Source organism: Pseudomonas subflava, assembly GCF_023823685.1.
In the GTDB taxonomy this organism is placed as follows: Bacteria; Pseudomonadota; Gammaproteobacteria; order Pseudomonadales; family Pseudomonadaceae; genus Aquipseudomonas; species Aquipseudomonas subflava.
The window spans coordinates 38,011-53,710 of record NZ_JAMXBF010000003.1 but is presented as its reverse complement, the minus strand read 5'-3'; the positions used below and the strand labels follow the sequence as shown (position 1 = coordinate 53,710).

10 protein-coding genes are annotated in these 15,700 nt (G+C 60.2%); 9 read left to right on the top strand and 1 reads right to left on the bottom strand.

Annotation, left to right across the window (positions count from 1 at the left end; genetic code table 11):
• Nucleotides 1-68: 68 nt before the first annotated feature.
• Nucleotides 69-2,483: a penicillin-binding protein 1A gene (locus NF616_RS03675; protein ID WP_434091865.1), complete on the bottom strand. Its 2,415-nt coding sequence runs from the start codon at nucleotides 2,481-2,483 to the stop codon at nucleotides 69-71.
• A gap of 184 nt (nucleotides 2,484-2,667) precedes the next feature.
• On the opposite strand from NF616_RS03675, the gene NF616_RS03670 reads away from it, so the two are divergent.
• The 9 genes from NF616_RS03670 to gltB all read left to right on the top strand — a co-directional run bounded on the left by NF616_RS03670 (nucleotide 2,668) and on the right by gltB (nucleotide 15,688).
• Nucleotides 2,668-3,732 carry a pilus assembly protein PilM gene (locus tag NF616_RS03670; RefSeq protein WP_252271702.1) on the top strand — a complete coding sequence of 355 codons (1,065 nt, stop codon included), beginning with the start codon at nucleotides 2,668-2,670 and terminating at the stop codon, nucleotides 3,730-3,732.
• The gene (locus NF616_RS03665) at nucleotides 3,732-4,343 is read left to right on the top strand and encodes a PilN domain-containing protein (RefSeq protein ID WP_252271701.1); all 612 of its coding nucleotides are present in this window, start codon (nucleotides 3,732-3,734) and stop codon (nucleotides 4,341-4,343) included. Before NF616_RS03670 ends, NF616_RS03665 begins: the two co-directional genes overlap by 1 nt.
• Nucleotides 4,340-4,969 carry a type 4a pilus biogenesis protein PilO gene (pilO, locus tag NF616_RS03660; RefSeq protein WP_252271700.1) on the top strand — a complete coding sequence of 210 codons (630 nt, stop codon included), beginning with the start codon at nucleotides 4,340-4,342 and terminating at the stop codon, nucleotides 4,967-4,969. The genes NF616_RS03665 and pilO overlap by 4 nt, the downstream gene beginning before the upstream one ends.
• Nucleotides 4,966-5,490 (top strand): type 4a pilus biogenesis lipoprotein PilP, encoded by a 525-nt coding sequence (gene pilP / locus NF616_RS03655; protein ID WP_252271699.1) that lies wholly within the window; start codon nucleotides 4,966-4,968, stop codon nucleotides 5,488-5,490. The genes pilO and pilP overlap by 4 nt, the downstream gene beginning before the upstream one ends.
• Before the next feature lie 52 nt (nucleotides 5,491-5,542).
• Nucleotides 5,543-7,651, top strand: a complete 2,109-nt coding sequence (locus NF616_RS03650; protein ID WP_252271698.1) for a type IV pilus secretin PilQ — start codon at nucleotides 5,543-5,545, stop codon at nucleotides 7,649-7,651.
• Nucleotides 7,652-7,653: 2 nt separating this feature from the next.
• The gene (gene aroK / locus NF616_RS03645) at nucleotides 7,654-8,172 is read left to right on the top strand and encodes a shikimate kinase AroK (RefSeq protein ID WP_252271697.1); all 519 of its coding nucleotides are present in this window, start codon (nucleotides 7,654-7,656) and stop codon (nucleotides 8,170-8,172) included.
• A 49-nt stretch (nucleotides 8,173-8,221) separates the two neighbouring features.
• A complete protein-coding gene (aroB, locus tag NF616_RS03640) occupies nucleotides 8,222-9,325 on the top strand; it encodes a 3-dehydroquinate synthase (protein ID WP_252271696.1) in 1,104 nt (367 codons plus the stop codon).
• 9 nt (nucleotides 9,326-9,334) lie between these two features.
• Nucleotides 9,335-10,996: an AAA family ATPase gene (locus tag NF616_RS03635; RefSeq protein ID WP_252271695.1), complete on the top strand. Its 1,662-nt coding sequence runs from the start codon at nucleotides 9,335-9,337 to the stop codon at nucleotides 10,994-10,996.
• Nucleotides 10,997-11,242: 246 nt separating this feature from the next.
• Nucleotides 11,243-15,688 carry a glutamate synthase large subunit gene (gene gltB, locus NF616_RS03630; RefSeq protein WP_252271694.1) on the top strand — a complete coding sequence of 1,482 codons (4,446 nt, stop codon included), beginning with the start codon at nucleotides 11,243-11,245 and terminating at the stop codon, nucleotides 15,686-15,688.
• Nucleotides 15,689-15,700: the final 12 nt, after the last annotated feature.

The following is a 15,700-nucleotide window of genomic DNA, read 5'->3' as shown; positions in this document are numbered from 1 at the left end:
GCAAATGCGGGGCTTTTTATTGGTGGTGCTCGGATCAATCAGAGCGCGGCGATCTCGGGGGCGTGCGATCAGAACAGGTCGATCGGCGCCGCTTCGTCGCTCGGCAGCGGGCTGCCGGGAATGCCCATGGCCGGGTCCAGCTCGCTCATCGGCGGCGGCGAGTCCTCGCTCTTGAACAGCTCGAAGTAGGCGTCCGGCGTACCCGGCGAAGCGGCGCGTCCGCTCACCGGGTCGATGCGCAGGCTGAGCAGTCCGGAAGGCTCGGGCGGCAGATGCTCCGGTTTGTCCTTCAGTGCGGCACCCATGTAGTTCATCCAGATGGGCAATGCTACGGTGCCGCCATATTCATGGCGGCCGAGGCTCTCGGGTTGGTCGAAACCGACCCAGACGGTGGTTATGTAGTCGGCGTTGTAGCCGGAGAACCAGCTGTCCTTGGATTCGTTGGTGGTGCCGGTCTTGCCTGCCAGGTCGCCGCGGCCCATGGCCAGGGCGCGACGGCCGGTGCCGCGCTTGATCACGTCCTGCAGCATGCTAGTCATGATGTAGGCCGTGCGCTCGTCGATGATCTGCTCGGCGAGTACCGGTTCTGTCACGTCCGCGTTGGGTTCCTCCAGCAGCAGCGCAGCGTTCTGTTCTTCGACCAACTGGGCGCTCTCGGGCGTGCGCGGTGGGTTGGCGATGAACAGCGGCTTGCCGTCGCGGCTGTCGATACGCTCGATCAGATACGGTTGGATCTTGCGCCCGCCATTGGCGAAGGCGCTCCAGCCACTGGCGATTTCCAGCGGCGTCAGGCCGGCGGTACCGAGGGCGAGCGACAGGTTGCGCGGCAGTTCCTGGCGCTTGAAGCCGAAGGTGCTGATGTAGTCGAGCGTGTAGTCGATGCCGATGGTCTGCAGCAGGCGGATCGACACCAGGTTGCGCGACTTGTACAGCGCCTCGCGCAGGCGGATGGGCCCAAGGAAGGTGTTGTTGTCGTTCTTCGGGCGCCAGGCTTCTTCCATCCCGGCCTCCTGGAACACGATCGGCGCGTCGTTGACCAGGCTGGCGGCGGTGAAGCCAGCATCCAGCGCGGCGCTATAGATGAAGGGCTTGAAGCTGGAGCCAGGCTGGCGCTTGGCCTGGGCGGCGCGGTTGTAATTGCTCTGCTCGAAGGAGAAACCGCCGACCAGGGCGCGAATCGCACCGTTTTGCGGATCGAGCGAGACCAGCGCGCTCTGCGCTGCGGGAATCTGTCGAAACAGCAACGCGCCGCTCTCGGCATCGGTCGCCACCCGCACCAGGTCGCCGATCTGCGCCACGTCCGCGGGCTTCTGCGGTCGCGGGCCGAGGCTGTTGGTGTTGAGGAAGGGGCGCGCCCATTTCATGCTTTCCCAGGTTACTGGCTGCTCCTCGCCGCTGCGCAGCAGGACCATGATGCCGCTCTTCTCTACCTGGGTGACGATGGCGGGCTGCAGGCCGTTGATGCTGCGGTACTTGTCCAGCTCCTGCAGCCAGGCCTCACGGGTCAGGCCCGGCAGCCGTGTTTCCGGCCCGCGGAATCCGTGGCGCTGATCGTAGGCGATGAGGCCGTCGTACAGCGCCTTGTTGGCGGCTTCCTGGAGTGCCGCCGGTACCGTGGTGATCACCCGGAAGCCTTCGGTGTAAGCCTCGCTGCCGTATCGGCCGACCATTTCCGCGCGCGCCATCTCCGCGATGTAGGGGGCGTTGAGTTCGATCGGCTGGACGTGGTGACGAGCCTCGATGGTCTCCGCCAGCGCCGCCTCGTAACGGGCCTGGTCGATCGCGCCCAGCTTGAACATGCGACCGAGAATCCAGTCACGGCGCTCCTTGCTGCGCTGCGGATTGACCAGAGGGTTGTACCGCGAAGGTGCCTTGGGCAGGCCGGCGATCATCGCCATCTGCGCCAGGCTGAGCTCGCGCATGGATTTGCCGTAGTAGACCTGGGCCGCGGCCTCGATACCGTACGCGCGGTTGCCCAGGTAGATCTTGTTGACGTAGAGCTCGAGGATCTCGTTTTTGCTCAGCTCGCGCTCGATTTGTAACGCGAGCAGTATTTCATTGATCTTGCGCGAAAAACTGCGCTCGCTGGTGAGGAAGAAATTCTTCGCCACCTGCATGGTGATGGTGCTGCCCCCGGTCTGGATGTGCCCGCTGGCCAATAACTGCGTAGCAGCGCGCAACAGGCTGGTCACGTCGACGCCATAATGGTTGGCGAAATTGTCGTCTTCCGCGGCCAGCAGCGCACGGATGAAGTCTTGGGGGATGTCTTCGAAGCGGATCGGGGAGCGGCGCATCTCGCCAAATTCCGCGATCAGCTTGTCATCGCTGCTGTAGACGCGGAGCGGGATCTGCAGCTGGATGCTGCGCAGCGATTCGACGGAAGGTAAGCCGGGACTAAGATAGAGAAAGGCTCCGCTGAAACTGAGCACTAACCCGCAAAACACGGCGACGCAGGACCACCAGAAAAACTTCAGCAAACGAATCAAGGTTCTTGGAATTCCAGGCAAAAGAATGGGTTAAGTGTGGTGCGGTGCGAAAAGGGGAAAACTGTTCACATTATAAGCGGTTTTTTTGCGGGGGAGCCATTTGCGCTTCTGTCAAGACTGTTATTTAATGTGGAAAAACATAAATAGTCCGTAAGTCTCGGATGCAGATAGGAAAACGGTCGTGCTAGGGCTCTTCAATAAGAAAGCGAACACGCTTCTGGGGATCGATATCAGTTCGACCTCGGTCAAGCTCCTTGAATTGAGTCGCTCCGGAAGCCGCTACAAGGTAGAGGCCTACGCCGTCGAGCCGCTCCCCCCAAATGCAGTGGTCGAGAAAAACATCGCCGAATTGGAGGGGGTCGGTCAGGCCCTTTCTCGCGTTCTGAGCAAAGCCAAGACCGGGGTGCGCACCGTTGCGGTCGCGGTGGCCGGCTCTGCGGTGATCACCAAGACCATCGAGATGGAAGCGGGCCTCAGCGACGATGAGCTGGAAAACCAGCTGAAGATCGAAGCCGACCAGTACATCCCTTACCCGCTCGAAGAGGTCGCCATCGACTTCGAGGTGCAGGGCGCCTCCGCGCGAAACCCTGAGCGCGCGGAGGTTCTCCTGGCGGCATGCCGGAAGGAAAACGTCGAAGTCCGCGAAGCAGCTCTCGGCTTGGCCGGGCTGACCGCCAAGGTGGTCGACGTCGAAGCTTATGCACTGGAGCGCGCTTACGGGTTGCTCGAGTCTCAGTTGGGTGGCAATGCCGATGAGCTCACCGTCGCGGTGGTCGACATCGGCGCCACGATGACCACGCTGAGCGTTCTGCATAACGGTCGCACCATCTATACCCGCGAGCAGCTCTTCGGCGGTCGCCAGCTGACCGAGGAAATCCAGCGTCGCTATGGGCTCTCTGTTGAGGAAGCCGGTCTGGCCAAAAAGCAGGGTGGCCTTCCGGATGACTATGAAAGCGAAGTCCTGCAGCCGTTCAAAGAAGCGGTCGTGCAGCAGGTTTCCCGCTCGCTGCAGTTCTTCTTCGCTGCCGGCCAGTTCAATGATGTGGATTACATCCTTCTGGCTGGCGGTACCGCCTCCATTCCCGATCTCGATCGCCTGATCCAGCAAAAGATCGGCACTCCTACTCTGGTGGCCAATCCGTTCGCCGACATGGCGCTGGGGGGCAAAGTCAACGCCGGTGCACTGGCTAGCGACGCACCGTCCTTGATGATTGCCTGTGGTCTGGCGATGAGGAGTTTCGACTGATGGCGCGGATTAACTTACTACCCTGGCGTGAGCAACTGCGAGAGGAGCGTAAGCAGCGGTTTGTTGTTGCCATGGGGGCGGCTGCAGTTATTGCGATCGCCTTAGTTTTCTTGGCTGGGCAATATTTGGACGGAGCGACTGAGCGGCAAAATGCGCGTAATAATTTTGTCAAGAAAGAGATAGCCGTTTTGGATGCCCGTATAAAAGAAATTAGCCAGCTAAAAGAACGACGTCAGCAGCTACTTGAGCGCATGAAAATTATCCAGGATTTGCAAGGTAATCGTCCTGTTATTGGGCATATTTTTGATCAATTGGTACGCACTCTCCCTGACGGGGTTTATTTTACAGAACTGAATCGGGTAGGAGCGAATATCGCAATTACAGGATTCGCGGAATCTAATAATCGCGTTTCAGGGTTGATGCGTAACCTGGATGCTTCTGAATGGCTGAAGGCCCCTACGCTCACCGAGGTTAAGGCCGTAACGGCGGGTGCGGTGGATCAGGCCAACGTCTTTCAATTGAACGTTTTGCAAGTCCAGCCAGGTGAAAGCGCTCCGGATGATGGGGGCTCAAAGCCTATAGAGAAAAACAAGAAGGCGGTGAAGCGATGAGCCTTTCGGAGTCTTTAGCGGCGCTCAGGAAGGTTGACCTGTCTGAGTTGGATGCAAATAATCTAGGGGCTTGGCCGGCGCCTGTTAAAATAATCGTCTGTGTTTTGATTTTATTAATAGGTTTGGGGTTGGGTTATAATTTCTATTTGAAAGATCTAGAGTCTGTTTTGGATCAAAGGCGTTCTGAAGAAGTTGCGCTAAAAGATCAATTTAAAACGAAGGCATTTCAGGCGGCTAATCTGGAGGCCTATAAGATTCAGATGAAAGAGATGGAGGAGTCATTTGGTACGCTTCTGAGGCAGTTGCCTAGCGATACCGAGGTTCCGGGGTTGCTGGAGGACATAACAAGAACTGGGCTTGGGAGTGGGCTGGAGTTTGAGGAAATTAAACTTGAGCCAGAGGTAATTCAGCAGTTTTATATTGAGCTTCCCATTCAAATAAAAGTTGTAGGGGGCTATCACGATCTCGCAACGTTCGTGAGCGGTGTCGCTAGTCTTCCTCGAATAGTCACTCTGCATGACTTTTCCGTAGTGTCCGCGGATGAGGGCGAAAACAGTACCTCTAGGCTGCGAATGAGCATTCTAGCTAAGACATATCGTTACAATGACGAGGGGATGAAAAAATGACCCTGCATCGGGCTCTTTGTTTAATCCCTTTTTTGGTCTTGGCTGGCTGCGTTGACGGCGGCGATTTTGCGGATCTGCAGCAGTATATGGATGAGGTCAGGGCTCGCCCGCACGGGGCGATAGAGCCTCTTCCCAAGTTTCAGCCTTACGAGGCCTTTACTTATCGAGCTTCAGCTCTGCGTAGTCCATTTCAGCCCCCCATAAAAATTGATTTGGCAAGTCGCCAGAAAGGCTCAAAAGACGTTCATCCAGATGAAACAAGGGTTAAGCAGTTTCTTGAGGGTTTTAATATTGAAGCCTTTGAAATGGTTGGCACTCTTCAGGGTGAAGGTGGTGTTTTTGCCTTAGTGCGCGGTGCTGGGGGCGTACATAGAGTCAAGACTGGTGATTATCTGGGCCGTAATCACGGCCGTGTCATATCGATTGATGAGTCGAAAGTCGATGTGGTGGAGATAGTTCCGGATGGGGAGGGTGGTTGGCTAGAGCGCCCAAGGACTCTCACCCTGAAAGAGCGCACTTAGTCGTGAGGTTCATATGAATTATAAATTCCGATCTGCTAAACGGAACTATTCCATGACAAACAAAATTACAAGCTTGTGTATGTCGTTGTTGCTGGCCGGAATGGCGCCGCATATCTTGGCTGCAGATTTAACGGCCCTAGACGTCGCTTCTTTGCCGGGCGATAAAGTTGAGTTAAAACTGACCTTTGATGAGCCTGTATCCGCTCCGCGTGGTTATACCATTGAGCAGCCGGCGCGTATCGCGCTGGATCTTCCGAGGGTCGCCAGCAAGCTCGACTCTAAGAATCGTGAGCTAGGGGTGGGTAATGCGCGAAGTGTCACTGTGGTCGAGGCGAAGGATCGTACTCGTTTAATTATTAATCTTACGACTTTGGTTCCTTATACTACTCGTGCTGAAGGTAATAGTCTGTTCGTTGTAGTTGGTGGAGCGGGTCCTGCCGCTGCCGTCGCCGCCGCTCCAGCCTCTCCTGTCATGAAAAGCTTGTCTCCCGCAACTCCTGCTATCACTGGAGTCGATTTTCAGCGAGGCGAGCAAGGCGAGGGTAATGTTGTCATTCAGTTGTCTGACGCTTCGGTAGGGGCTGATATTCAGGAATCTGCTGGTAAAATTACGTTGAAGTTTCCAAAGGCGCAAATACCTGAAGGCCTGCGGGCTCGTTTGGATGTAAAGGACTTCGCCACTCCGGTTCAGTTTGTCAGCTCCAAAGCTGAGGGAGATGGGGTTGCTATCTCAATTGAGCCTACCGGCAGTTATGACTATCTTGCATTTCAAACGGACAACAAGCTGACCATCAGTGTTAAGCCGCTAGCGCAGGATGATGTTGAAAAGCGTCGTGCCGAAAGATTTGCCTACACCGGCGAAAAGTTATCCTTGAATTTTCAGGATATTGATGTTCGATCCGTTCTTCAGTTGATTGCCGATTTCACTGATTTGAACTTGGTAGCAAGTGATTCGGTTCAGGGGAATATCACTCTCCGGCTGCAGAACGTTCCTTGGGATCAAGCGCTGGATTTGGTTCTTAAGACGCGCGGACTAGACAAACGCCAAATCGGAAATGTGCTTTTGGTCGCGCCGGCGGATGAAATTGCAGCTAGAGAGCGTCAAGAGCTTGAGGCGAAGCAGCAGTTGGCAGAGCTCGCTCCTCTCCGTAGAGATGTCGTGCAGCTTAACTATGCTAAGGCATCTGATATTGCCAAGCTGTTTGAGGATGCGGGAGAACAAGGAACGTTAGATAAGGATATGAGGGGCAAGGTCATTTACGATGACAGAACTAATAGCATCATCGCCTACCTCACTCAGGAGCGTATAGATGAGTTACGGCGTATCGTTACTCAGCTTGATATACCAGTGCGCCAAGTTATGATTGAGGCGCGCATAGTTGAGGCCAATGTTGGCTACGATAAAAGCCTGGGTGTGCGTTGGGGCGGTGCAATCCGCAATGATAAGTGGCGGTATTTTGGTAAGGATGGCGGCTTAGGGGTCGAAGACGAGGACGGTTATTCCTGCGGGCCGTTTGCCGGGAGATGTACTCTGCCCGTGACAGATGGAGAAAATGGTGGAAATCCAGTGCCATTCGTCGATATGGGTGCATTAGAAGCTACTTCGGGTATAGGAATAGGCTTCATCAGTGACAATGCAATTTTGGATCTGCAACTGTCTGCGATGGAAAAGACTGGTAATGGCGAGGTTATCTCTCAGCCGAAAGTCGTCACCTCAGATAAAGAGACCGCAAAGATCGTAAAAGGAACTGAGGTTCCATATCAGGAGGCTAGTTCTAGCGGTGCTACTACAGTTTCATTTAAAGAAGCTGCGCTGTCGCTGGAGGTTACTCCTCAGATCACTCCTGATAATCGCGTCATTATGGAGGTCAGGGTAAATAAGGATGAGCCGGATTATCAGCGCCAGGTTAATGGTGTTCCTCCTATCAATAAGAATGAAGTGAACGCCAAGGTTCTTGTTAATGATGGTGAGACTATCGTGATAGGGGGGGTGTTCTCGAATACCCAAAGCAAAGCGGTAGATAAAGTTCCTCTGCTGGGAGATATTCCCTTCGTAGGGCGTATTTTTCGTAGGGATACTGTTACGGACTCTAAGAATGAGCTCCTGATATTCGTGACTCCCCGTATCATGAACAACCAGTCCATTGCGGTCAGCAACTGATAGTGCAGAACGTAGTCCTGGTAGGCCCGATGGGGGCTGGTAAGAGCACCATCGGGCGGTTGTTGGCCAAAGAGCTGAGGCTGCAGTTCAAGGATTCGGACAAGGAAATCGAGCAGCGCACCGGTGCCGATATTCCCTGGATCTTCGACGTTGAAGGCGAGCAGGGTTTTCGCGAGCGTGAGCAAGCCATGGTCGCGGAGCTCTGTGAGCTGGAGAGCGTGGTGATCGCTACCGGCGGTGGTGTGGTGCTGCGGCCGGAGAACCGCCATGCACTGCGCGGTGGCGGGCGGGTCGTGTATCTGCATGCCTCAGTCGAGCAACAGCTCGAGCGCACTTCGCGGGATCGAAATCGCCCGCTGTTGCAGAATGCCGAGCCGGGCAAGGTGCTGCGCAGTCTCATGGAGATCCGCGATCCGCTTTATCGCGAGATCGCCGATGTGATCATCGAGACGGATGAGCGGCCTCCGCGTCTGGTGGTGCAGGAGATCATCGATCGTCTCGCCGCATTGCCTCCCCGTTAAACAACGCGTCCAGCTGCGTTATCCTACGCCCTTTCAATGTGGGGGCTTCATGCAGACTCTTAGTGTCGATCTTGGCGAGCGCAGCTATCCCATTTATATCGGGGAGGGGCTGCTTGCCCGCTCCGACTTGTTCAAGTCGCATCTAGCCGGTCGGCAGGTGGCGATAGTCACCAACGAGACGGTTGCCCCTCTTTATCTCGAAGCGCTGAAGCAGTCTTTGGTGGGTCAGGACATCGCAACCGTGGTTCTGCCCGATGGCGAGAGCTTCAAGACCTGGGAGACGCTGCAGCTTATCTTCGACGGCCTGCTCCAGGCTCGCCATGACCGGAAAACCACCGTCGTTGCCCTGGGGGGGGGCGTTGTTGGTGACATGGCCGGATTCGCCGCAGCCTGTTATCAGCGTGGCGTCGATTTCATCCAGGTGCCTACCACCTTGCTGTCCCAAGTGGACTCCTCGGTTGGTGGCAAGACCGGCATCAATCACCCGCTTGGCAAGAACATGGTTGGGGCCTTCTACCAGCCTAATGCGGTCATCATCGATACGTCGGTGCTCGGCACCCTGCCGGCCAAGGAGCTTTCGGCGGGGCTGGCCGAGGTGATCAAGTACGGCCTGATCTGCGATCCGCAGTTCCTCGACTGGCTGGAAGACCACGTCGAAGCGCTTCGTCATCTGCAGCCAGCGGCGCTGATCGAGGCCATCGAGCGCTCCTGCGCCGCGAAGGCTCGAGTGGTGGGGTCGGACGAGCGCGAATCGGGCATGCGCGCCATTCTCAACCTCGGCCATACCTTCGGGCATGCCATCGAGACCCACATGGGCTACGGTGAATGGCTGCACGGCGAAGCGGTCGCGGCGGGCACTGTCATGGCGCTGGAGATGTCTTCACGGCTGGGCTGGATTTCCAGTGCTGAGCGCGACCGGGGCATACGCCTGCTGTTGCGTGCCGGGCTGCCGGTGGTGCCGCCTGCCGAGATGGCTCCCGAGGACTTTCTCGAGCACATGGCGGTCGACAAAAAGGTGCTCGACGGGCGCCTGCGCCTCGTGCTGTTGCGTGGCCTGGGTGAGGCCGTGATTACCGACGATTTCCCGCGGGAAATCCTGGATGCCACCCTGCGCGCCGATTACCGCGCGCTGCTGGCACAGCTTGGAGAGTAAGAGAGCTACATGAGCAGTCTGCACGCCGACGAGGCATTCCTCGCGCACTACCAGTTCAGCCACGATCCCTTCGCCGCTCGGGTACCTGGCTTTCGCTTTTACCCGGCCCAGCGCAAGCCCGTGCTGGGGCAGCTCCATCATCTGGCTCGATACAGTCAGCTGCTGCTGGTTGTCACCGGTCCGCAGGGTGCCGGCAAGACCCTGCTGCGCCAGGCGCTGGTGGCCAGCACTAACAAGCAGGCCGTGCAGTCGGTGGTCATTTCCGCCCGCGGCGCTAACGACGTGGGCGGCATCCTGCGCCAGATCGGCCAGGGCCTGGGCGTGCAGCAGATGGACGTTCGCGGCATTCTCGCCCAGGTGAGCCAGCTGGCGCTGACCGGTCAGGAGGTCTATTTGTTGGTGGATGACGCCGAGCAGCTCGCCGATGCCGCGCTGGATATGCTGTTCACCCTGGCAGCCGGCAATGTCGACGGGCGCCCGCATGTTTTCCTCTTCGCCGACAGCGAGTTGCTGCCGCGGCTCGAACTGCTCGCCGATGGCGAGGAGCGTTTCCATGCCATCGAACTGTCGCCTTATAGCGAAGACGAGACGCGCGAATACCTGGCCCAGCGCCTCGATGGTGCGGGCCAGGGCATCGATCTGCTGAGCGACGACCAGATCACCGACATACATCTAAATTCCGGCGGCTGGCCGGGCGCAATCAATCTAGCGGCGCGTGATGTGCTGGTCGAGGCGATGCTGGCGAGTCGCGGCGCCGCTGCCGGGGCACCTTCTGGCGGGCTGCCGAAAAAACATCTGCTGGCGGTCGCCGTGGTGGCGGTAGCGCTGGGTGCAGCCTGGCTGATGCAGGGTCGCACCGAAAGCACGCCGCCCATGGTTACCGAGGTGCCAATCGAGCTGACTTCGCAGGGTGCTGCGCCGGCTGTGGTCGATGCCGATAAGCCTGCTGCACCCGCCACTCCGGCTGCGCCGGAGCGGCAGGGCGCAGCCGTCGAGTTCAGCGGGGCCAGTCAACCGCTGCCTTTGCCGTTGGTGGGAGAGGCGCAACCGGTGATTCGCGAGCCTCTGGCTCAAGCCTCCGGCATGGAGGAGGGGGAAGAGAGTGATGCCACCGAAGAGCAGGCTTCGTCCGCTGCATCGACTCCGGTGACCACTCCGGTTCCGGTCGCGCCGGTAGTGCCGACCGTGGCCAGCGCTGCGGCGGAGCAGCCAGTTGCACCGAAGCCCGAGCCGACTCAAGCGCAGGTGCAACCGGTACCCGCTACGTCTGCGATTAAGCCGTCTCCAGCGCCTGTCGCCGCGGCGCCAAAGCCTGCGGCCCCCAAGCCCGCTGCGCCTGCTGTCAAGGCAGAATCGAGCCTGGCCAGTGCCGCTCCCGGCCCGGGCGCCGAGTGGTATGCGAGCCGTCCAACCGGCAACTACGCGCTGCAGATCCTGGGCACCCGCTCGGAGAGTAGCGCCAAAGCCTTTGTCAGCAAGAACGGCGCCGAATACCGTTACTTCAAGAAATTGCACCAAGGTCAGGCACTTTATGTCGTGACCTATGGGCAGTTCTCCAGCCGCGCCGCCGCCCAGGCGGCGATCAAGTCGCTGCCGGCCAGCGTGCAGGCCGGCAAGCCCTGGCCACGTAGCTTCGCCAGCATCCAGCAAGAGGCCGTCCGGGCCCGCTGAGGGCCCGCGAACCCGCCTCTCATTTGGTGACTGAATGGTCCTAGCACGGGCCTTCGGTCGCCGCCTTTCGTCCAGGCGACAGAAGTTTTCATTTGGCCGCCACAAAAATTTGTGGGGGTCGGGGTCGCTATGTAAAATGACCCCCCTTTGCCTGCGCCAAACTGGGGCGCGCTCCGGTGTGGCAGGCGCCTAGGTCTATGAATTAGAAAGCAATTTGCCTCTCGAGGCAGCCTGGTGAGAGTGTCTATGAAAGCAGGTCTGTACCATCCTGATCAGTTCAAGGATAACTGCGGCTTCGGCTTGATCGCCCACATGGAAGGTGAGGCGAGCCATCACTTGCTGAAGACCGCCATCGAAGCACTGACCTGCATGACCCACCGCGGCGGTATCAACGCCGACGGCAAGACCGGTGACGGTTGTGGTCTGCTGATCCAGAAGCCCGACCTGTTCCTGCGCGCAGTCGCCAAGGAGCAGTTCGGCAGCGATCTGCCGCAGCAATATGCGGTGGGCATGGTGTTCTTCAACCAAGACTCGGGCAAGGCCGAGGCCGCCCGCGCCAACATGAACCGCGAGATTGAGGCCGCCGGCCTGCAGCTGATCGGCTGGCGCAAGGTGCCGATCGACACCAGTGTGCTCGGCCGCCTCGCCCTGGAGCGCCTGCCGCAGATCGAGCAGGTATTCATCGGCGGTGAAGGCCTGGACGACCAGCAGTTCGCCATCAAGCTGTTCAGCGCCCGTCGTCGTTCCTCGGTGGCCAATGCAGCCGACACCGACCACTACATCTGCAGCTTCTCGCCGAAGACCATCATCTATAAAGGCCTGATGATGCCGGCGGACCTGCAGCAGTTCTATCCGGACCTCGGTGACGAGCGCCTGCAGACCGCCATTTGCGTGTTCCACCAGCGCTTCTCCACCAACACCCTGCCGAAGTGGCCGCTGGCGCAGCCCTTCCGCTTCCTCGCCCACAACGGCGAGATCAACACCATCACCGGCAACCGCAACTGGGCCCTGGCCCGTCGTCTGAAGTTCGCCAACGAGCTGATTCCGGATCTGGAAGAGCTGGGCCCGCTGGTCAACCGCGTCGGCTCCGACTCCTCGAGCATGGACAACATGCTCGAGCTGATGGTCACCGGCGGCATCGACCTGTTCCGCGGCGTGCGCATGATCATTCCTCCGGCCTGGCAGAACATGGAGACCATGGACGCCGACCTGCGCGCGTTCTACGAGTACAACTCCATGCACATGGAGCCGTGGGACGGCCCCGCCGGCGTGGTGCTGACCGACGGCCGCCACGCCGTCTGCCTGCTCGACCGCAACGGCCTGCGCCCGGCGCGCTGGGTCACCACCAAGAACGGCTACATCACCCTGGCGTCGGAAATCGGCGTGTGGGACTACAAGCCGGAAGACGTGATCGCCAAGGGCCGTGTCGGCCCGGGCCAGATCCTCGCGGTGGACACCGAGACCGGCCAGGTGCTGGACACCGACGCCATCGACAACCGCCTGAAGTCGCGCCACCCGTACAAACAGTGGCTGCGCCAGAATGCCGTGCGCATCCAGGCCAAGCTGGACGACGACCATGGCGTGGCCAGCTACGACGCCGACCAGCTCAAGCAGTACATGAAGATGTTCCAGGTCACCTTCGAGGAGCGTGACCAGGTGCTGCGCCCGCTCGGCGAGCAGGGCCAGGAAGCGGTCGGCTCGATGGGTGACGACACGCCGATGGCGGTACTCAGCCAGCGCGTGCGCTCGCCTTTCGACTATTTCCGCCAGCAGTTTGCCCAGGTGACCAACCCGCCGATCGACCCGCTGCGCGAGTCGATCGTCATGTCCCTGGAGATCTGCCTGGGCGCCGAGCGCAACATCTTCGAGGAATCCCCGGCCCACGCCAGCCGCGTCATGCTGAGCAGCCCGGTGATCTCCCCGGCCAAGTGGCGCGCGCTGATGAGCCTGAGTGCTCCTGGCTTCGAGCGTCACGTCATCGATCTCAACTACGATCCGGCCATCGGTCTGGAAGCCGCGGTGCGCAACATCGCCGACCAGGCCGAGGAAGCCGTGCGTGCCGGCAAGGTGCTGCTGGTCCTCACCGACCGCCACATCGCCCCGGGCAAGCTGCCGGCGCATGCCGCGCTGGCCACCGGCGCCGTGCACCACCGCCTGACCGACAAGGGCCTGCGCTGCGACTGCAACATCCTGGTCGAGACCGCCACCGCCCGCGATCCGCACCACTTCGCCGTGCTGGTGGGCTTCGGCGCTTCCGCCGTGTACCCCTTCCTCGCCTACGAAGTGCTGGCCGACCTGATCCGCACCGGCGAAGTGCTGGGCGACCTTTACGAGGTGTTCAAGTACTACCGCAAGGGCATCTCCAAGGGCCTGCTGAAGATCCTCTCGAAGATGGGCATCTCCACAATCGCCTCCTATCGGGGCGCCCAGCTGTTCGAGGCCGTCGGTCTGTCCGGCGAGGTCACCGACCTGTGCTTCAAGGGCGTCGCCAGCCGCATCCAGGGTGCGCGCTTCGTCGACATCGAGTCCGAGCAGAAGCTGCTGGCCTTTGAGGCCTGGAACAACCGCAAGCCGATCCAGCAGGGCGGCCTGCTGAAGTTTGTCTACGGCGGCGAATACCATGCCTACAACCCGGACGTGGTCCGCACCATCCAGGAAGCGGTGCAGCAGGGCGACTACGCCAAGTACAAGGAATACGCCGCGCTGGTCGATCTGCGCCCGGCGTCGATGATCCGCGACCTGCTCAAGCTGAAGCTGGCCGATCAGGCGCTGCCGCTGGATCAGGTCGAGCCGCTGAACGAAGTGCTCAAGCGCTTCGATTCCGCCGGTATCTCCCTCGGCGCGCTGTCGCCGGAGGCCCACGAGGCCATCGCCGAGGCGATGAACCGCCTGGGCGCGCGCTCCAACTCCGGCGAGGGCGGCGAAGACCCCGCCCGCTACGGCACCGTGCGCAGCTCCAAGATCAAGCAGGTCGCCACCGGCCGCTTTGGTGTGACTCCGGAATACCTGGTCAACGCCGAAGTGCTGCAGATCAAGGTGGCCCAGGGTGCCAAGCCCGGCGAGGGCGGCCAGCTGCCGGGCGGCAAGGTCAACGGCCTGATCGCGCGTCTGCGCTATGCGGTGCCCGGCGTGACCCTGATCTCGCCGCCGCCGCACCACGACATCTACTCGATCGAAGACCTGGCGCAGCTGATCTATGACCTCAAGCAGGTCAACCCGGCCGCGCTGGTATCGGTCAAGCTGGTGGCGGAAGCCGGCGTCGGCACCATTGCCGCCGGCGTGGCCAAGGCCTATGCCGACCTGATCACCATCTCCGGGTACGACGGTGGCACCGGCGCCTCGCCGCTGAGCTCCATCAAGTACGCCGGCAGCCCTTGGGAGCTCGGCCTCGCCGAGACCCACCAGACCCTGCGCGGCAACGACCTGCGCGGCAAGGTACGGGTGCAGACCGACGGCGGCCTGAAGACCGGCCTCGACGTGATCAAGGCCGCCATCCTCGGCGCCGAGAGCTTCGGCTTCGGCACCGGTCCGATGGTCGCCCTGGGCTGCAAGTATCTGCGTATCTGCCACCTGAACAACTGCGCCACCGGCGTCGCCACGCAGAACGACAAGCTGCGCAAGGACCACTTCATCGGCACCGTCGAAATGGTGATGAACTACTTCACCTATATCGCCGAGGACACCCGCGAGTGGCTGGCCAAGCTGGGCGTACGCAGCCTGGGCGAGCTGATCGGTCGCACCGATCTGCTCGAGGTGCTGCCGGGCGAGACCGCCAAGCAGGGCAACCTGGATCTGACCCCGCTGCTCGGCAGCGACCTGATCCCGGCCGACAAGCCGCAGTTCTGCGAAGTCGAGAAGAACCCGCCGTTCGACCAGGGCCTGCTGGCCGAGAAAATGGTCGAGATCGCCGCGGCCGCCATCGCCGGCAAGACCGGCGGCGACTTCGAGCTGGACATCTGCAACTGTGACCGCTCCATCGGTGCGCGCGTGTCCGGCGAGATCGCCAAGCAGTACGGCAACCAGGGAATGAAGGACGCGCCGGTCACCTTCCGCTTCAAGGGCACCGCCGGGCAGAGTTTCGGCGTGTGGAACGCCGGTGGCCTGCACCTGCGTCTGGAAGGCGACGCCAACGACTACGTCGGCAAGGGCATGACCGGTGGCAAGCTGGTCATCGTTCCGCCGGCCGGCAGCCCGTTCAAGACCCAGGAGTCGGCCATCATCGGCAACACCTGCCTGTACGGCGCCACCGGTGGCCGCCTGTTCGCCGCCGGTACCGCTGGCGAGCGCTTCGGCGTGCGCAACTCCGGTGCCCACGCCGTGGTGGAAGGCACCGGTGACCACTGCTGCGAATACATGACCGGCGGCTTTGTCTGCGTATTGGGCAAGACCGGCGTGAACTTCGGCTCGGGCATGACCGGCGGCTTCGCCTACGTGCTCGACCTGGACAACAGCTTTGTCGACCGCGTCAACCACGAGCTGGTGGAAATCCAGCGCATCAGCAACGAGGCCATGGAGGCCTACCGCAGCCATCTGCGCGAAGTGCTGAGCGAGTACGTGGCGGAAACCTCCAGTCCCTGGGGCACTCACCTGCTCGAGAACCTGGAGGATTACCTGCGCAAGTTCTGGCTGGTCAAGCCGAAGGCCGCGAGCCTCGGTTCGCTGCTCTCCAGCACCCGTGCCAACCCGCAATAACAAGCGCCTGAA